Annotated in this window: 14 protein-coding genes; 13 read left to right on the top strand and 1 reads right to left on the bottom strand. The window is 31.1% G+C overall.

Translation table 11 applies throughout. The features are described 5' to 3' along the window. The first annotated feature begins 6 nt into the window (after window positions 1-6). From purM to BN3657_RS07350, 9 genes are all read left to right on the top strand, one after another. Window positions 7-1,038 (top strand): phosphoribosylformylglycinamidine cyclo-ligase, encoded by a 1,032-nt coding sequence (purM, locus tag BN3657_RS07390; protein ID WP_062552394.1) that lies wholly within the window; start codon window positions 7-9, stop codon window positions 1,036-1,038. Then, entirely contained in the window at window positions 1,022-1,624 is a 603-nt protein-coding gene (gene purN, locus BN3657_RS07385) for a phosphoribosylglycinamide formyltransferase (RefSeq protein ID WP_062552393.1), read from the top strand. Before purM ends, purN begins: the two co-directional genes overlap by 17 nt. Window position 1,625: 1 nt before the next feature. Next, the gene (gene purH, locus BN3657_RS07380) at window positions 1,626-3,137 is read left to right on the top strand and encodes a bifunctional phosphoribosylaminoimidazolecarboxamide formyltransferase/IMP cyclohydrolase (RefSeq protein WP_062552392.1); all 1,512 of its coding nucleotides are present in this window, start codon (window positions 1,626-1,628) and stop codon (window positions 3,135-3,137) included. Between the two features lie 8 nt (window positions 3,138-3,145). Beyond that, entirely contained in the window at window positions 3,146-4,393 is a 1,248-nt protein-coding gene (gene purD, locus BN3657_RS07375; RefSeq protein ID WP_062552391.1) for a phosphoribosylamine--glycine ligase, read from the top strand. Window positions 4,394-4,493: 100 nt separating this feature from the next. Then, on the top strand, window positions 4,494-5,168 hold the full coding sequence (locus BN3657_RS07370; protein ID WP_230204199.1) for a YoaK family protein: 675 nt from the start codon (window positions 4,494-4,496) through the stop codon (window positions 5,166-5,168). 445 nt (window positions 5,169-5,613) lie between these two features. Next, window positions 5,614-6,951: a DUF3798 domain-containing protein gene (locus BN3657_RS07365; RefSeq protein ID WP_062552389.1), complete on the top strand. Its 1,338-nt coding sequence runs from the start codon at window positions 5,614-5,616 to the stop codon at window positions 6,949-6,951. A 100-nt stretch (window positions 6,952-7,051) separates the two neighbouring features. After that, complete coding sequence (locus BN3657_RS07360) at window positions 7,052-8,644, top strand: sugar ABC transporter ATP-binding protein (protein WP_062552388.1); 1,593 nt, start codon at window positions 7,052-7,054, stop codon at window positions 8,642-8,644. Continuing rightward, window positions 8,637-9,713: an ABC transporter permease subunit gene (locus BN3657_RS07355; RefSeq protein ID WP_062552387.1), complete on the top strand. Its 1,077-nt coding sequence runs from the start codon at window positions 8,637-8,639 to the stop codon at window positions 9,711-9,713. Before BN3657_RS07360 ends, BN3657_RS07355 begins: the two co-directional genes overlap by 8 nt. Continuing rightward, window positions 9,706-10,848 carry an ABC transporter permease subunit gene (locus BN3657_RS07350; protein ID WP_062552386.1) on the top strand — a complete coding sequence of 381 codons (1,143 nt, stop codon included), beginning with the start codon at window positions 9,706-9,708 and terminating at the stop codon, window positions 10,846-10,848. Before BN3657_RS07355 ends, BN3657_RS07350 begins: the two co-directional genes overlap by 8 nt. A 189-nt stretch (window positions 10,849-11,037) precedes the next feature. On the opposite strand, the gene BN3657_RS07345 is transcribed toward BN3657_RS07350, so the two are convergent. After that, complete coding sequence (locus tag BN3657_RS07345; RefSeq protein WP_062552385.1) at window positions 11,038-11,880, bottom strand: DUF4300 family protein; 843 nt, start codon at window positions 11,878-11,880, stop codon at window positions 11,038-11,040. A 157-nt stretch (window positions 11,881-12,037) separates the two neighbouring features. Here BN3657_RS07345 and dpaL point away from each other — a divergent pair, with 157 nt between their 5' ends. From dpaL to BN3657_RS07325, 4 genes are all read left to right on the top strand, one after another. Beyond that, complete coding sequence (gene dpaL, locus BN3657_RS07340) at window positions 12,038-13,231, top strand: diaminopropionate ammonia-lyase (RefSeq protein WP_062552384.1); 1,194 nt, start codon at window positions 12,038-12,040, stop codon at window positions 13,229-13,231. A 424-nt stretch (window positions 13,232-13,655) separates the two neighbouring features. Then, window positions 13,656-14,186: a TetR/AcrR family transcriptional regulator gene (locus BN3657_RS07335; protein ID WP_062552569.1), complete on the top strand. Its 531-nt coding sequence runs from the start codon at window positions 13,656-13,658 to the stop codon at window positions 14,184-14,186. 9 nt (window positions 14,187-14,195) lie between these two features. Further along, window positions 14,196-16,250 carry an efflux RND transporter permease subunit gene (locus BN3657_RS07330; RefSeq protein WP_062552383.1) on the top strand — a complete coding sequence of 685 codons (2,055 nt, stop codon included), beginning with the start codon at window positions 14,196-14,198 and terminating at the stop codon, window positions 16,248-16,250. 22 nt (window positions 16,251-16,272) lie between these two features. Next, window positions 16,273-18,702 carry a methyl-accepting chemotaxis protein gene (locus BN3657_RS07325; RefSeq protein WP_062552382.1) on the top strand — a complete coding sequence of 810 codons (2,430 nt, stop codon included), beginning with the start codon at window positions 16,273-16,275 and terminating at the stop codon, window positions 18,700-18,702. Window positions 18,703-18,722 lie beyond the last annotated feature (20 nt).

Here is an 18,722-nt window from a genome sequence, read left to right as displayed (position 1 = left end):
GCGGAGATGGCAATTAATTATAAGAATGCAGGCGTAGATGTTGATGCCGGACAAAGAGAAGTTGAATTAATTAAAGGTATTGTTAAAAAAACTCAATCCAAAGATGTATTATCATCTCTTGGTGGATTTTCAGGTCTTTTTAATTTAGATTTAGATGAAATTAAAAATCCTGTACTTGTAAGTGGAACTGACGGAGTGGGAACTAAAGTTATTCTTGCACATATGCTTGATAAACACGATACTATTGGAATTGATTGTGTGGCAATGTGTGTAAATGACATTTTATGTCAAGGAGCAAAACCTCTTTTCTTCTTGGACTACATTGCAACAGGTAAATTAGTTCCAGAAAAAATGGAAGAAATTGTAAAGGGAGTTGCTCAAGGTTGTATTCAATCTTCTGCTTCACTTATTGGTGGAGAAACAGCAGAAATGCCTGGAGTTTATCAAGAAGATCAATACGATTTAGCAGGTTTTTGCGTTGGAGTTGTTGATAGAGATAAGATTATCGATGGTTCAAATATAAAAGAAGGAGACTTAGTTTTTGGTCTATCTTCTAATGGAATTCACTCCAATGGATATTCACTTGTAAGAAAAATTGTATTTGATCATTGTAAGAAAGATTTAAATGAAGAAATTGATGAATTAAATTCTACTCTAGGGGAAGAACTTTTAAAGCCAACAAGAATATATGTTAAAGAAATTCTTGAACTACTAAAACTAATTGATATTAAGGGAATGAGTCATATAACTGGAGGAGGATTCTACGAAAACATCCCAAGAATGATACCAGATGGACTTTGTGCAAAAATTGATGCATCTGTTATAGAAACTCCAGAAATTTTTAAACTTTTAAAGAAGTGGGCAGATCTTAAAGACGAAGATATGTATGCTACTTTTAATATGGGAGTTGGGCTCACTCTTGTGGTATCTGAAAAAGATAAAGACAAGCTGGTTGACTTTTTTAAAGATAGTGATTTAAAACTTTACGAACTTGGAAAAGTTGTTGCTGGAGAAGATAAAATTGACCTCACTATCTAAGAATATCGCAGTTTTAATCTCAGGTGGAGGCACAAATCTTCAAGCCATTATAGACAATACTGAAAATAATTATATCAACGGAAAAATAAAAATTGTCATTTCTAATAGAGAAGATGCTTATGGTCTTATCAGAGCAAAAAAAGCTGGCATTCCTGCTTTTTGTATAAAAGATGATGAAAAACTTTTAAGTAAACTTCAAGATAATAAAATTGATTTAATTATTCTAGCAGGATATTTAAAAATCTTGCCAGAAAAAATTACCCAAATATATGAAAATAAAATAATAAATATACATCCATCATTAATTCCTGCCTTTTGTGGCAGGGGTTATTATGGATTAAAAGTTCATGAGGCCGTCATTAAAAGAGGTGTTAAATACACTGGTGCCACTACTCATTTTGTAAATGAAGGGGCAGATGAGGGTCCTATTATCATGCAAAAAATTGTTGAAGTTGAGGGAGAAAATCCAGAAGAGCTTCAGCAAAAAGTTTTAAAAGTCGAACATGAGATTTTACCTAAGTCAGTAAAATATTTTTGTGAAGATAAATTAAAGCTTGTTGATGGAAAAGTTGTGATTGGAGGTTAGTATGAGGGCACTTATTTCAGTTTTTGATAAAGAAGGAATTGTTGAATTTGCCAAGGAGCTTGCAAATAGAGGTTGGGAAATCATTTCTACTGGTGGAACTTATAAAAAGTTATTAGATGCAGGAATAGAAGTAATTTCTGTAGACAAAGTAACTGGATTTCCAGAAATTTTAGATGGAAGAGTGAAAACCCTAAATCCAAAAATTCACGCAGGTATTCTTGCTAGACATGATATAAAAAGTCACATGGAAACTTTAGAGAAAGAAGAGATTATACCAATTGATATGGTTGTAAATAACTTATATCCCTTTGAAGAAAAATTACTTGAAAAAGCAGATCATGATACAATGATTGAAAATATCGATATTGGTGGACCTTCTATGATTAGGGCTGCTGCCAAAAATTATAAAGACGTCTACATTGTGACAGATCCAGCTGATTACGATAATGTACTTAATTACTTAGATAAAGATGATTTAAAATTTAAGGAATATCTTGCCTACAAAGCTTTCAGTTACACAGCTCATTATGATGCAGTAATTTCAAATTATTTTGCAAAAAGAGAAGGGGAAAGATTTCCAAGATATATTAATAAGTCCTACAAGCTTTCTGAAGAATTGAGATATGGCGAGAATCCTCACCAAAGGGCAGCTTTTTATGAAGATTCTTATACTCCAGACAAAATAGAATATAAGGTTCTTCATGGAAAACAAATTTCCTACAACAACTTAAATGATATGTATTCTGCTCTAAATGCAGTTATAAATTTTGAAAAAGCAGCTGCTGTTGCTGTTAAACACACAAATCCTTGTGGAATTGGAACTGGAGAAACTCTTGAAGATGCCTTTGTAAAAGCTTATGAATGTGATGACGAATCTATTTTTGGAGGAATAATTGCTCTAAATAGAGAAGTAGATGTAAAAACTGCTGAGCACTTATCAAAAATTTTCTTGGAGATTGTTGCAGCTCCAAGCTTTTCTAAAGAGGCTTTTGATATTTTAACTAAGAAGAAAAATATTAGACTAATAGAAATTCCTGATTTTGAAAAACTTTATGATCCTGGATTTAGATTTAAACAAGTTTTAAATGGAATTATAATACAAAACTTTGATGATGTAATCTGGGATGAAGATAAACTTTCCTTTGTATCAAATAGAAAGCCAACAGAAAAGGAACTTGAAGAATTAAAATTTGCCTTCACTTGCTGCAAGCCAACTTTCTCAAATTCTGTAGTTATTGCAAAAGATGGTGGCACTCTTGCTTTAGGTCAAGGTGAAACAAAAAGATCTTGGGCTGTTGAAGAAGCAATTGAAAGAGCTGGAGAAAAAGCTAAGGGAGCAGTCCTCGCATCTGATGGATTTTTCTTTAGAGATACAATAGAACTTTTATACAAGGCTGGCATTGATGTAATAGTTCAGCCAGGTGGTTCTGTAAAAGATCAAGAAGTAATTGATTTTGCAAATGAAAATAATATTTGTCTTGTCTTTACTAATGTAAGACATTTTAGACACTAGGAGGCCAAATGAAAGTACTTGTAATTGGAAATGGTGGAAGAGAGCACGCACTTGCATGGAAGCTTAATGAAAGTAAATCTGTTGATAAAATTTACATGGCAAGGGGAAATGGTGGAACAGAAGATTTTTGTGAAAATTTAGATATTGATCCCAAAAATATTGACAAATTACTTCTTTTTGCAGAAGAAAATAAAATTGATTTGACAGTGGTTGGTCCAGAAGATCCTCTTTGCATGGGCATTGTTGATGCTTTTAATGAAAAAAATCTCAAGGTTTTTGGACCAAACAAAGCTTGTGCAAGATTTGAAAAATCAAAAGAGTTTACAAAAAAATTCTTAGAAAAATACTCTATTCCTACTGCTAAGTATCAAAGTTTTGAAAATTATGAAGATGCAAAAAATTGCCTAAAAGATTTTTCTTATCCTCTTGTTGTAAAGGCAGATGGCCTTTGCCTAGGAAAGGGCGTAATAATTTGTCAAAACGAGGAAGAAGCAATAGATGCCCTAGAAAAGATCTTTAAAGATAAAATTTTTGGTGGCGAAGGAAATACAGTTGTAATCGAAGAATTTTTGACAGGAGAAGAAGCATCTGTACTTTGTCTTGTTTCAAACAATAGATTATTTCCACTAGAAAGAGCTAAAGATCACAAGCAAATTTACGATGGAGATAAGGGACCAAATACTGGCGGAGTTGGAACTTATTCTCCAGTAAAAGCTAGTCATGACTTAGAAGTAAATCTAGAAAAAATCTATAAAAAAATTGAAGATGGATTAAATAAAGAAAAACTTAACTATTCAGGAATTTTATTTGTTGGATTTATGATTGAAGAGGATAAACCAAAAGTTTTAGAATTTAATGTTCGTTTTGGAGATCCTGAAACAGAAGTCCTAATGCCAAGACTTGATGTAGATTTATTTGAACTCTTAAATAAAACTATTGAGGGTAAATTAGAAAAAGAGGACATAAAATGGAAGGATGAAACTTGCCTAACTGTAATTATGTGTTCAGGTGGTTATCCAGGGTCCTATGAAAAGGGAAAAGAAATAGAAGGTCTTGACCAAGTAGACGAAGACACAATTGTATTTCACAATGGCACAAAAAGATCTGATGGAAAATTTTACACAAATGGAGGAAGAGTTTTGTCAATCACTTCTCTTGGTAAAAATCTAGAAGATGCTCGTGAAAAAGCCTATAAAAATGTGGAAAAAATAAAATTTGATAAAGCATATTTTAGAAAAGATATAGGAACAAAATAAAATAAATAATTGAGCAGGTGATTTGCTTTAGAAAATTCAGTCTAAAACAATCATCTGCTTTTTCTTGCAGAAATTTATTTTTGTATTAAACTATATATTGGTGGTTAAATTGAAAATAAAATCCTACGAAAATTTACATGAAACATTTTTAGTTATTGTTTTTATAACTTTGGCTGGTGGATTTCAAGATGCTTATTCTTACTTAATGAGAGGAAAAGTATTCGCAAATGCTCAAACAGGCAACATTGTTCTTTTATTTAAAAATATAGTTGATTTGAATTTTAAAGAATCACTTGCATATTTTATACCAGTTCTTTCCTTTGCCTTTGGAGTTTATATAGCTGTTCGTTTTGAAGATGCCATAGAAAAGAGGATTTTGCACTGGCGTCAATACATAATTGGGTTCGAAGTGCTTATAATGATTTTTGTTGCTTTTCTTCCAGAGAGCCTTAACAACCTGGCAAATGCTCTACTGTCTTTTTCTTGTGCTATGCAGGTTTACACTTTCAAAAAAATATATGGTCTTAACTTTGCAACAACAATGTGTATTGGTAATTTAAGATCTGCCACAGAAAATCTTTCAAAATATCACATAACAAGAGAAAAAATTTATCTTGAAAATGCAAAAAAATATTACACTGTAATATTTATATTTGGCATGGGAGCAGCTCTTGGTTATATAACATCAAAAAGTTTTGATTTCAAATCAATTCTTATAGCAGCAGGACTTTTATTAATTTCCTTTGTAATTTTATTTTTTGAAGAGAAGGGATAAAAAGCTTAAGCTTAAAATAAGAATTAGATGATTAAATTATAAAAATTTGTGATTTAAAAACAAAACAATTGAAAAATATTAATAATTAAAAATTTTTTTGTCTGAGTCTAAGTAACTCAGATTTTTTTATTTATATAACTTTACTCTGATATAGGTTAAAATGGAAAAAGGATTATACTTTGTACAAGATAATTTTTAAAATCCAAAGTTATAAAAAATAAAAATAAATTTTAAAGAAAAATGAAATCATTTACATTCTTGAAAGAATGAGATTGTTAATTTTTCATGAATTTTTACTTTTGATCCATAAGTTGTAAAAGGATTGTATTTATTTTTATAAAATTTATTAAAATTATTAATAATACCATTGAATTTTGTCATTTAATGTGATAAAATCTCATTAATTTATAAACCAATATTAAATAAATTAGAAGAGGTGTAAAAAATGAAAAAATTTAAAGGGTTTATGGGTATCATGCTTTTAATGCTTTTGGCATTAGCATTCACAGCTTGTCAAAAAGTTGACAACGGAGCAGCTAAGGAAGAAGGAGAAGCTTCCACAACTGCTGATGCAGGTCAAAAGGCAAAGTTTGAAACTGTAAAAGAAGGCGAAGAATATCACATTGGAATCATAACTGGTACAGTATCTCAATCTGAAGATGAGTTCCGTGCTGCTGAAAAGGCAATAGAACTTTACGGTTCTGCTGATGAAGGCGGAGTTATTAAACACGATACTTATCCTGACAGATTTGAAGCTGAACAAGAAACTACTATTTCAAAAATCGTAGCAATGGCAGACGACCCTCTAATGAAGGCTGTACTTGTAAATCAATCAGTTCCAGGAACTGTTGCAGCTTTTAATCAAATTAGAGAAAAAAGACCTGATATCATTCTTGTAAACTTAGTTGCACAAGAAGATACAGTAATGGTTGAAAATGCATCTGACCTTGTAATGGATGCTGATAACGTATCTAGAGGTTATAGAATTATAGCTGCTGCTAAAGAAATGGGCGCAACTAAATTTGCACACATCACATTCCCAAGACACATGTCTATTGAACTTCTAGCTCTTAGACGTGCAATTATGGAAGAAGCTTGTAAGGACCTTGGACTTGAATTTATTTCATTAAACGCACCAGATCCTACAACTGATATTGGTGTTCCAGGAGCACAACAATATGTTGCAGAAAATATCCAACCATGGATTGACAAATACGGCAAAGACACTGCTTTCTTCTGTACAAATGATGCCCACACTGAACCATTATTAAGAGGTGTGGCAGCAGGCGGAGCTATCTTTGTAGAACAAGACTTACCATCTCCTATCATGGGATATCCAAAGGCATTCTCAGTTGACATCCAAAGCATGGCTGGGGACTGGAAAGCAATTAATTCAGCTGTAGAAGAAGCAGTTGTAGCAAAAGGTGGAGATAAGAGAATGGGTACTTGGGCTTATTCACTAGGTTATTCACTAACTCTTGGCGCTGTTGATCACGTTATGAACGTTCTTAAAGGAGAAGGAGAACTTCTTAACCAAGAACAAATTGTAGCTGCAATCCAAAATTACACTGAAGGTGCAAAATGGATGGCTGAAAACTATATAGATAGAGCTTCAGGAGAAACTAAAGACAATCACTTCTTACTATCTCAAGACACTTATGTATATGGTAGAGGTTATCTAGGTATGGATAAGGTTAAAGTTCCTGAAAAATATCTAAATCTAAATGTTGACTTAGATGCTATTAAGGAAGCTCAAGAAAGTGCTGAAGGAAAAGCTGAATAATCAAATTAGAGCTTTATAAAAAATGTATTAAGAAAAAAAATTAAAGTCAACGGGTGACCGTTGATTTTAATTTTATATTTATTAAGATGGAGGGATTCTGTTGACAAATAGTTTACTTGAAGTCAAGAATGTCAGCAAGAGTTTTGGCGATAATGCCGTCTTAAAAGATGTAAATTTTTCTCTTAATAAGGGAGAAATTTTGGGACTTGTTGGAGAAAATGGTGCCGGCAAGTCAACATTGATGAATATAATTTTCGGTATGGAAGTTATAAGGGATACAGGCGGTTACAACGGTGAAATTTATTTTGACGGGAAATTAATTGACTTTAAAAATCCAATAGATGCCTTAAATGCAGGCATAGGAATGGTACATCAAGAATTTAGTTTAATCCCTGGATTCACAGTAGCAGAAAATATAACTTTGGATATGGAAAAGACTAACTCTTCTGTCATATCAAAGGTTTTTGGAAAGAAATTAGAAAGTATAGATTCAAAAGAAAACATTAAAATAGCAGGAAAATCATTAGATACTTTGGAAGTTGATATTGACACTAACTCTTTGGTATCTGAAATGCCTGTTGGTCACAAGCAATTTATTGAAATTGCAAGAGAAATGACTAGAAAAGATGTCAAGTTAATTATTATGGATGAGCCTACTGCAGTTTTAACAGAAACTGAGGCAAATAATTTAATAGAGTCTTTGAGAAGACTTGCTAATATTGGTATCTCTATAATTTTTATCACTCACAGACTTCGCGAAATCACAAGTGTTTGTGATCAAGTTGTAGTTTTAAGAGATGGTGAAATTATAGAAGATAGGAAAAATGAAAACTTATCTATTGAGCAAATTGCTGAATGGATGGTTGGAAGAGATGAAGAAAAGAAGATAGTTGCAGAAAAAGTGGCAAAAAACCTAAATATGGACGATCATATAATGGAAATTGAAAATCTTTGGGTTGATATGCCAGGAGAAGCTGTCTATGATGTAACTTTATCTGTTATAAGAGGAGAAATCCTAGGTATTGCAGGTCTAGCTGGTCAAGGCAAATTAGGTATTCCAAATGGAATTCTTGGAACTTATCCAGTTGGTGGAAAAATAATTTATAACGGAAAAGAATTAAAACTTGGAGATACACTAGATATTTTGAAAAATAAAATCGCCTTTGTATCTGAAGATAGAAGAGGTGTTGGACTTTTACTAGAAGAACCAATTTTTTGGAATATAGCTTTTAATGCAATGCAAGTTCAAGAAAAATTTATTAAAAGAGTTTTTGGACTTAAATTTAGAGACGAAACAAAGATGAGAGAGTTATCAGATCATTATATTGATTCTCTTCACATAAAAACCACAGGATCTGATCAAAAAGCAGGTAACTTATCTGGAGGTAACCAACAAAAAATTTGTCTTGCCAAGGCTTTCGCCATGGAACCAGACCTTCTATTTGTATCAGAACCAACTAGAGGTATTGATATAGGAGCTAAGGAACTTGTGCTTGATGCTTTAAAAGAAAGCAATGAAAAAGATAATACAACTGTTGTAATGGTTTCATCAGAACTTGAAGAGCTAAGAAGTATTTGTGATAGAATTGCTGTAATTTGTGAAGGTAAAATTGCAGGTATTCTGCCAGCAAGTGCTGATCCTACAAATTTTGGACTTCTAATGAGTGGGGAAGGAGAGCTAGGAAATGACTAAAAAGAAAAGTTTAATTCAGCGAATTGGTATACCAAGACTTATCATTGGAGTTTTCTTATTAATACTTTTTATAGCTGCTCCAATAGCAGGTGTTTCCCTTACTGACTCAATCCAAAATGTTCTTTCAAGATTTGGAATGTTCTCAGTTTTGGTTTTATCTCTTGTTCCAATGGTTCAATCAGGTTGTGGACTTAACTTTGGTATCCCAATTGGTGTAGTAGCAGGAATACTTGGCGGTGTAACTTCTATTGAATTTGGTTTTAAGGGATTTACAGGAATTTTTATAGCAATGATATTTGCTGCACTTATAGCAATTGTTTTTGGATTTTTCTATGGACTACTTTTAAATAGGATTAAGGGCGATGAAATGCTTATAGCAACTTATGTTGGTTATTCTTTCACAGCTTTTATGTGTATTGCTTATTTAATACTTCCTTACAAGAATCCAGTATCTGTTTTAAGTTACAGCGGTAAGGGACTTTCTCAACAAATTCCAGTTGCTGATTATTGGATGAAATCAAAAGTACTTAGCAATGGAACAAAAATTACAGAAGGTCTATTAAACAACTTTTTATCTATTAATATACTTGGAGTGAGAATTCCAGTAGGTATGTTTTTATTATTTGCTCTTATGGCTTTTATAGTTTGGGCATTTTTCAAAACAAAAACTGGTACAGCTATGACAGCTGTTGGATCTAACCCAGAATATGCCAGAGCATCTGGTATAAACATCAATAGGGTTAGACTTGTATCAGTAATTTTTTCAACAGTACTTGCTGCAGTTGGAATTATTATTTATCAACAATCCTATGGATTTATTCAACTTTATCAAGCTCCACTTGCTTTTACCTTCCAAACAGTAGCAGCCCTACTAATTGGTGGTGCAAGTATTAACAAGGCATCTATTCCAAATGTTATAATTGGTACATTTTTATTCCAAGGTGTAATTACTCTTACTCCTACAGTAATAAATGGTGCACTAAATATAGATATTTCAGAAATTTTAAGAATGATAATCACAAATGGAATGATAATTTACGCACTTACAAGGAGGAGTAAAGATGAATAAAAAATTTAATTTTAAAGAATTTTTATACAGATTTATGGTTCCAATTTTGTTTATAATTATAGTTGTGGCTGGGCTTATAATTGCAAAACCACCACTATCCTATATAACAAATGAACTTTCAAAGAGAATGGTGAGAAATACTTTCTTAGTATTGTCACTTATTATTCCTATTATAGCTGGTATGGGTATTAACTTTGGTATCCCACTAGGAGCTATGGCTGGACAAATTGGAATAATTTTCGCACAAGATTGGGGATTTACAGGAGCGACAGGACTTTTAATAGCTGCTCTTATTGGTACTCCAATTGCCATATTACTTGGACAATTTTCTGGTAGAGTTCTTAACAGAGCTAGAGGAAGAGAAATGATCACATCAATGATGCTTGCCTTCTTTATATTAGGTTGGTATATGTTGTTCTTGCTTTACTTCTGTGGAACAATAATTCCAATGAGAACTAAATCAATGGTACTTTCTCAAGGATATGGAATTAAAAACTCAATTACTCTTGCATCTGCTCAAGGTTTTGACAATATCTTAAAATTTAGAATTAACATTCCAATTACTGCTAAACATCAAATTCTTTTTGATGTGCCAGTAGTTACAATTATAATTATTGCTTTGTTGTGTCTATTCATTGTTTGGTTTAGAAACACTAAACTTGGTCACGACATGAAGGCAGTTGGACAAGATCAATTTGTTGCATCAAATGCTGGAATGAATTCTGACAAAATTAGAATTGCATCAATTGTAATGTCAACAGTGCTTGCTTGTTATGGACAAATTATTTATTTACAAAATATTGGAACTCTTGCAACTTATGCAGGACAAGACCAAGCAGCTCTTTATGCAGCAGCATCAATCCTTGTTGGTGGTGCATCTGTATCAAAGGCATCAATTCCTAATGTAATTTTAGGTACTGCTTTGTTCCACTTGATGTTTATAGTGCTTCCACAAGCAGGAAGAGTTTTAACTGGAGATGCTATGATGGGTGAATACTTCAGAACATTTATCTCTTATGGAGTAGTTACTCTTGCTCTTATTCTTCATGCTTTCGAAAGAAAGAGAGAACTTGAAGCAAATAGATTAAAGCTAAGAGAAGATAAAATAAATAATGGAAAAACTGTTGCAGAATAAATTTGTAAAAACTAAATAAATAAAAAAATTGCTCCATGAGGGGCAATTTTTTTGTGGTTCTTAAAGCTGAATTATTTTAAAAGCTTTAGATTTAAAAGTCTTATTTTAAATTAGACTAAAATTAAAAGCAAAAGTGAATATAAAAATAAATTTACTTATAAAATTAAAACTTTAAATAAAATTAAAATTTTATATTTCTACATATTTATCATTTTCCATAATAAAAGGTGGGCAAACTTCTGGATCAGTATAATCCTCAAATTTATTTTTCAAGTATTTAAAACATGACTTTTTATCTGGAAATTTTATAGCTTGATAGGGTTCTTCAAAAGAAATTTTTTCCAAGAATAAATAGCCATCATCTATTGGAAGAAGAACTCCAACATGACCAATAAAGAGAAAGTCTCCATCTAAATTGTCATGAAGTACAACAGAAATCATCTTTGCATTTTTTGGAAAATTAAAATTTGATAAAAAGTCAGACATTATTTTAGCTTGTTTTTTTGGATTTTTGCTTTTAATAGTTTTAACTCTGCTAAAAAGCTTCTTAAATTTTTTGCTTTCATCTTCATTAAATAGCTTTGATTTTTCAATTATATCTATGTCCATAAAAAGTATAGAATCGTCAATATCTACATTTTCCTTTAAACTTAAACTATCCTTTAAAAGAAGATAACTGTTAATTCTGCAATTTGTATTGAGATATTTGTGATTTATTTTGTCTCTTTCTTTTATAATTTCTCCTATGTCGTAATCAGGATGCAAATTATTTGAGAAATCAGCAGAAAGTAAATTTGTAGAAATAGAATCATTATAATCTCTTACAAGATTTATAAACTTATCTGTGTTTTCGTCTTTAATTATCCATTTTAATGACTCTTTAACAAAAGATAAAGTTTTTTCACTGTTCATGTTAGACATTTGAATTTCTTTATTTTCTTGAGATGTAGAATTATTCCTAACAAAATTCTTATTACAAGCTGTAAGTAATAATAGAAAGGAAGTAAGAATTATTAGTGATTTTAGTTTCATTTTTCCACCATTTTTTAAAATATATATTAGATTATATAATATGATTTATTTTTTGTAAAAATAAGACTTAAAACTTACTTAATAACTACGATATATAATTTTATGATTTAAAATGTTATGCTATTAATAGATTTAAAATATTTTATAGAGGTGTTTTATGGATAAATTTAATTTAACTCATATAAAAAATAAAAATTTTAATGCAGATATTTCTGATTTTAGTTATGAGTCTGCAAAAATTGTAAATAATTATCACAAATCTTTTGATATTTATAAGGTAACACCCTTAGTAGATTTAAAAAATTTAGCTAGTGAACTTGGAATTAAGGGGTTTTTTGTCAAAGATGAGTCTTATAGATTTGGATTAAATGCTTTTAAAGTTCTTGGCGCAAGCTATGCAATGGCAAAATTTATTGCAGATAAAATTGGAATGGATATTAGTAAGTTGACATTTGATGAAATAACATCAGAAACTACTAGAACAAAATTAGGAAACTTAACTTTTGTCACTGCAACTGACGGAAATCATGGTAGAGCTGTGGCATGGACTGCAAATAAGTTACATCAGAAGTCAAAGATTTTTATGCCAAAGGGATCATCTTTAGAAAGGCTAGAAAATATTAGAAGAGAAAATTCTGATGCAAGTATAATGGATTACAATTATGATGATTGTGTAAGACTTGCAGAAAATTATGCAAGAGAAAATAGGGGAGTTTTAATACAAGATACATCTTGGGAAAATTATGAAGAAATTCCAAAAAATATTATGAAGGGTTACATGACTATGGCTCTTGAAGCCTATGAAGAATTAAAAGAAAAAGATATGCTGCCAAGTCACATATTTTTGCAAGCAGGAGTTGGTTCTCTTGCAACAGCAATTACTGGTTTTTTTAGAAATGTGATGAAAGAAGAAGCTCCTAAAATTATAATTGTTGAAGCTAATAAGGCAAACTGCATTTATAAAACTGCAAAGGCAAATGACGGAAAACTTCACAGAGTTAAAGGAAACCTTGATTCAATTATGGCTGGTTTAAATTGCGGTGAAGTCGTAAGTATTGGTTGGCCGATTTTAAAATCATACATAGACTACTTTATTTCTGTTGACGATTTTTATTCTGCAATTGGTATGAGGGTTTTAGGTAATACAATTGGAAATGATAGAAAAATTATATCTGGAGAGTCAGGCGCAGTTACATCAGGAGTAGTCTATAAACTAATGACTGATGAATCTTTAAAAGAATATAAAGAAGAAATAGGACTTGATAAAAACTCTATTGTACTTTGCTTTTCAACAGAGGGAGATACTGATAAATTAAGTTACAGAAAGATTGTTTGGGAAGATAAGTTTTAAATTTTTATATAATAGTTTGTAAAATTAAATGGGACAGAAATAAAAAAGGATAAATAGGCTCAAGTATAAATAAAATGAAATTATAGTAATTTAAAATTGATTTTAAAATATTTTTATTAAAAATTCTTATCTTTTAAGATTGGCGAAAAATAGACAAGATTAATAAAATTTTTGGACTTTGCTGTGTGCAGAGTCTTTTTATTTTGTAGTAAAGGTTTTAAAAAATTATTAAAAGCTAAAAATAAAGAATTATTTATACATAAAATTTTATACAAAAATAAAAATTTTTCTTGAACTTTTTTTATAAAAGAGTTATTATATCATTTGCAAAGATGAACAATGTTCAATTTTATAAAAAGGGGGTAGAAAATTGAAATCAGAAGATAAGAGAAAAGAAAAAGAAAATAAAATCTCGGCGGCTGCTATGGAATCCTTTAGAGATAAAGGCATAGAAGTAACTTCTATAAGAGATATAATGAATAGAACTGACTTTGGACTTGGGACTTTTTATTTATACTTCAGAGATAAAAAAGATCTAGAGCAAAAAATAGTTTTAGATATATTGACGGAACTTTTTTATGAGGCTGAATCTACTTGTAAGGGAAGTGATCCTAAAAAGAGATATATTTCTTTTATAAATTATATAATCGACTACTTAATGAAAGATCCCTTAGAGCTACAACTTATTTCAAATAATTTAAATTGGGCTCTTTATGCAAAAATTGAAAATGATGATAGATATAAAGAAGTAGAAAATAGTTTGCAATTTATTTTGAATAAATATTCTAACTTATTTAATGATGAGCTTTCTGATTCTGAAAGATTATTTGTGTTATCACTAACTATGCACATAGTTCTTACAACATGTGAATCTGCCTTGATGGAAGATTCTATTTTAGGAATTGATGATATGAAGCCAGCTTTATATAAAATTGTAGAAAGAATATTTAGATAAAGGAGAAATATGAAAAGATTTACAAAATTTATTTCTCATAAACCAAAATTTGTTTTATTAGTGATGACCTTGCTCTTAATTCCTTCTTTTTTAGGATATAAATTGACAAAGGTAAATTATGACATTCTATCTTATTTGCCAGAAGATTTAAAATCAACACAGGGTCAAAAGATTTTGGATGAGGATTTTAAAAACGCAGCAACTGGTATGCTTATCTTAGAGGGTAGTGACCATGATGCAGAAGTCTTGAGGGAAAAAATACTTGAGATTGACGGTGTAGAAGATGTTATTTCAAAATCTTCTACTGTTGGGGATATGATCCCTAGTGAATTTTTGCCAGACGATATAAAAGATATTTTTTATGCAGATGGGTCAACTTTAATGATAGTTAAATTTAGTGACTCGTCTTCTTCTTTAAAGACCATGAATGCTATAGATGAGATTAGGCAAATCGAGTCCAATCAGAAATATTTAAGTGGTATTTCTTCACTGGTAAAAGATACTAAAGATTTGATTGATAAAGAAACTCCAATTTATGTTGGGCTTGCAGTTGCCCTGGGTTTAGTTATCTTATCACTTACAAATGAATCCACTATAGTACCCTTCGTTTTTATGCTGACAATTGGTTATGCAGTCTTGTATAACTTTGGGACTAATATATTTTTGGGAGAGATATCCTATATAACAAAGGCAATAGCAGCTGTATTGCAACTTGCTGTTACCATGGACTATTCAATATTTCTTTATCACAGATATGTTGAAGAAAAGAAATATTACGACAACAAATATGATGCAATGGACCTTGCAATTCAAGAAACTATTTCATCTTTATTTGCATCATCACTTACAACTTTCGCAGGCTTTATAGTATTAATTGCAATGAGACTTGGACTTGGTAAGGATATTGGTCTTGTAATGAGTAAAGGTGTTTTAATAGGACTTATATCCACAGTTACAGTTTTGCCTACTATGCTTTTGATAGTTGAAAAACTTGTCAATAAATACAATCATAAGGTAATGTTACCAAGCTTCGATAAATTATCTGAATTTAACATAAGACATAAGAAGACACTTTTTATAGCCTTTATAGCAATATTTATCCCAGCTGTATTTGGATCTATAAACACAAAACTTTATTACAATTTGGACAGGTCACTTCCACAAGATTTGGATTCAATAGTGGCTTTAAATAAGATGAAAAAAGATTATGATATGGCAAGTACACACTTTATTGTTGTGAAAGATGATTTATCTAATTCAAATTTAGATGGTCTTATTAGTGATTTAAAGGGAATTGATGGAATTAATTCTGTCTTGAGTGTAAGTTCTGTCACAGGAGTTACAATACCAAGTGAATTTTTGCCAGACAGTTTAAAAGATAATTTCACAAAAAATGGTTACGAGATGATAATGGCAAATTCAAAGTATCAGACAGCATCACCAGAAGTAAAAAATCAAGTTAGTGAAATGAGAGATGTTATAAATAAATATGACGAAGAAGGTTATTTAACTGGTGAAGCAGTTCTTACTGATGACTTAACTGTAATTTCTGATAGAGACTTTAAAATAGTAAATATTATATCTATTGCAGTAGTATTTTTAATAATTGCTATTGTGTTTAAATCTATTGGAATTCCAGTTGTTCTAATTGCAGCAATTGAACTTGCAATTCAAATAAACATGGGTATTCCTTTTTATTTGAATCAAACAATCCCATTTATAACCTCAATAATAATAGGGGTAATCCAGCTTGGATCAACAATTGACTATTCAATTCTTTTGACAGATAGATTTTTAGCTGAATATAAAAAATCAAAGGATGTAGATGGATCTTTAAAAATTTCTGTAAAGGAAACTTCTAAATCAATTGTAACTTCAGCCCTATCTTTTATGGCGGCAACAATTGGTGTAGGTATTTATTCAAAGATGGAAATTGTTTCAACAATTTGTACTTTCTTAGCAAGGGGTGCCATTATAAGTATGCTTGTTATCATACTTTTACTACCTGCTATTATTTCAGTTAGTTTTCCATTTATCAGGAAGACTACAAAAAATTTTGATTAATTTAAAAATAAAGGAGAATAAAATGAATAAAAAAGTTCAAAAGGGTGTTGTTTCCCTAGTTCTATCTTCTATGATATTAACTAATACTGCTTTTGCAGCATCAGAGATTATAAATAAAAGTGAAACTGTTTATGTAATAAAAAAAGATGACCAAATAAAGGATAAAACTGTTTCTGTTTGGTTAAATTCTGAAGATGATATTAAGGGAAAGGACAAGTCTAACCTTAAAAATGTAAAAAACTTAAAAACTGATGAGAGCATTAAAAATGATTCTGGTTACATCTATTGGGATGAAGATGTAAAGGACATTTACTATCAAGGTAAAAGTGAAAAAGACTTACCAGTAGATATTAATATTGACTATTATCTTGATGGCGAAAAATTAGAAAACACTGAACTAAAGGGTAAATCTGGTCATTTGAAAGTTGTATTATCTGCAGAAAATAAAAATTATGTAGTTAAAAAGATTGCTGGCAAAAAAACCAAGGTTTATGCACCATATACACTTATCGCAGCTATGTCTTTTCCACAAGAAGTAGCATCAAATATTGAAACAGATGATGCAAAAGTAGCAAAAGATGGAAAAAATGAATTAGTAACTTCAATTCTAACTCCTGGTCTTAGAGAAAATTTTGAAACTATATTGGAAGAAAGACAAATGGAAGATTTTAGGAGCCAAGCAGTTATAGAAATGGATGTCAAAGATTATAAACCAGTGGAAGCTTATATTGTTGTTTCAAATGAGCTATTCCAAAATGATGCTGATTTAAAAACTATTGATGATCTAAGAGATGGTGTTAAAGAATTAGAAGATAACTCAAAAAAATTAGTAGACGCATCTTCAAAACTTTCTGATGCACAGGGCGAATTAAATGATGGAATTTCAGAATTAGGCGACGGAACTGTTAAACTTAAAGATGGTTCAAAGGAACTTTACGATAAATCTGGAGAATTTGAAGATAAAATTGATGAAGTAATTGATAAGGTTGAACCAATTCCAGGTGCAGCACAAGAAATGTTTGAAGGTGGAAGCAAATTAACATCAGGAATTACTGATTACACTTCCGCAGTTGGAAAAATGAATGAAAAAACTGGGGAAATGAAAGATGGAGCTAGAAAACTTCACGATGGTTCAGTTGAACTTGACAATGGTATTGGAAAACTAAAAGATGCAACAGTACAGTTAAGAGAAGGTTCAAGTAAGCTAAGCAAGGTTGACGAAATGAAGGAAGAAGCCTTAAAGAAATTATCAGAATTAAAAGCTGGTATAGGACAACTTGCAGCTGGTGCAGATAAACTAAATGCTGGAGCTAGTAAGGCTTATGAAGGTGCAAATAAGCTTGCGGCTGGAGAAAAAGAATTTAATTCTAATTTCCAAATGTTAAATGATAAAGTTCAAGATATGAATGCTCCGGACTTATCTGGTCTAGGAAATATTAATGTTGAGGGAGATCTAAATAAAATTGGTGCATCTGCGCAAAGTATTGGGGGTTCAGCCCAAGAAATTGAACAAGTAATAGGAATGCTTAGTCAAATTCAAGATCCAGAATCACAAGCTATAGCTTTCCAAGCAATTACTAAACTTAGTGGAGCAGCACGAAATATTGGTAAAAACGCTCAAACAATTGGTGGATCAGCCCAAAATGTGGGAGCACAACTTGAAGCACTAAAAGATTTAAGTGGAATGGCAGGACAACTTCAAGGCCTAGAACAATTAAAAGACGGAATGAATCAACTAGCTGCTTCATCTGAACAAATAAATGCTGGAGCGAGTCAACTTCCTGGAGGACTTGAACAATTACAAGCTGGAACAAGAGAACTTGCGAGTGGTGCAAAACAAATCGATAGTGAACTTGGAAAGGCAATGGCTGAAGCTGCATCAAAACTTGATACTTCTCAACTTATGAAATTATCTGATTCACTTGTTAAACTTGATGACGCAGCAGGAAAATTAAAAGACGGTTCATCAAAACTAAGAGAGGGAACAGGAGAAAGTGAAGAAGCTGTAAGTAAATTTACAGATGCAATAACAGAACTTGATTCCAACTCTGGCAAGTTAAAGGATGGTGCAAGCGACTTGACAGATGGTCTCTTGGAATTTAGAGATAAATCTCAAGACTTTAAAGAGTTCCCAAGACTTAAAACAGAAGGTATGGTTCCACTTAGAGATGGAATTAAAAAATTGGATGATGGAATAATCGACTTAAATGATGGAGCCTTTAAATTAAAAGATGGTGGAAATTTAATTGACGACAATATGAGAATTTTTGCAGAAAAATTAGCAGAATTCAAACAAAAAGGAATCGATGAACTAGATAGAAAAACAGAAGAACTTCCAGAGTTCAAAGAAATTGTAGATACAATGTTAGAACTTTTAAAAGATGATTCATCATTCACAGGAACAAGTGAAGGTTTTGATACTAAGTATAGAATTATAGAAAAAATAAAATAAAAGTGAACTTTCATTTTAAA

It is taken from the genome of Peptoniphilus phoceensis (genome assembly GCF_001517665.2).
GTDB classification, from domain to species: Bacteria; Bacillota; Clostridia; order Tissierellales; family Peptoniphilaceae; genus Peptoniphilus_A; species Peptoniphilus_A timonensis.
This window is presented reverse-complemented; position numbering and strand designations above follow the sequence as displayed.

What these genes read in the sequence shown, in the direction of transcription:
- BN3657_RS07355 (WP_062552387.1), top strand. Translation starts at nt 8,637, where the DNA reads ATGACTAAAAAGAAAAGTTTAATTCAGCGAATTGGTATACCAAGACTT.
- BN3657_RS07365 (WP_062552389.1), top strand. Translation starts at nt 5,614, where the DNA reads ATGAAAAAATTTAAAGGGTTTATGGGTATCATGCTTTTAATGCTTTTG.
- purH (WP_062552392.1), top strand. Translation starts at nt 1,626, where the DNA reads ATGAGGGCACTTATTTCAGTTTTTGATAAAGAAGGAATTGTTGAATTT.
- dpaL (WP_062552384.1), top strand. Translation starts at nt 12,038, where the DNA reads ATGGATAAATTTAATTTAACTCATATAAAAAATAAAAATTTTAATGCA.
- BN3657_RS07325 (WP_062552382.1), top strand. Translation starts at nt 16,273, where the DNA reads ATGAATAAAAAAGTTCAAAAGGGTGTTGTTTCCCTAGTTCTATCTTCT.
- BN3657_RS07330 (WP_062552383.1), top strand. Translation starts at nt 14,196, where the DNA reads ATGAAAAGATTTACAAAATTTATTTCTCATAAACCAAAATTTGTTTTA.
- BN3657_RS07350 (WP_062552386.1), top strand. Translation starts at nt 9,706, where the DNA reads ATGAATAAAAAATTTAATTTTAAAGAATTTTTATACAGATTTATGGTT.
- BN3657_RS07335 (WP_062552569.1), top strand. Translation starts at nt 13,656, where the DNA reads ATGGAATCCTTTAGAGATAAAGGCATAGAAGTAACTTCTATAAGAGAT.
- BN3657_RS07345 (WP_062552385.1), bottom strand. Translation starts at nt 11,880, where the DNA reads ATGAAACTAAAATCACTAATAATTCTTACTTCCTTTCTATTATTACTT.
- purD (WP_062552391.1), top strand. Translation starts at nt 3,146, where the DNA reads ATGAAAGTACTTGTAATTGGAAATGGTGGAAGAGAGCACGCACTTGCA.
- purM (WP_062552394.1), top strand. Translation starts at nt 7, where the DNA reads ATGGCAATTAATTATAAGAATGCAGGCGTAGATGTTGATGCCGGACAA.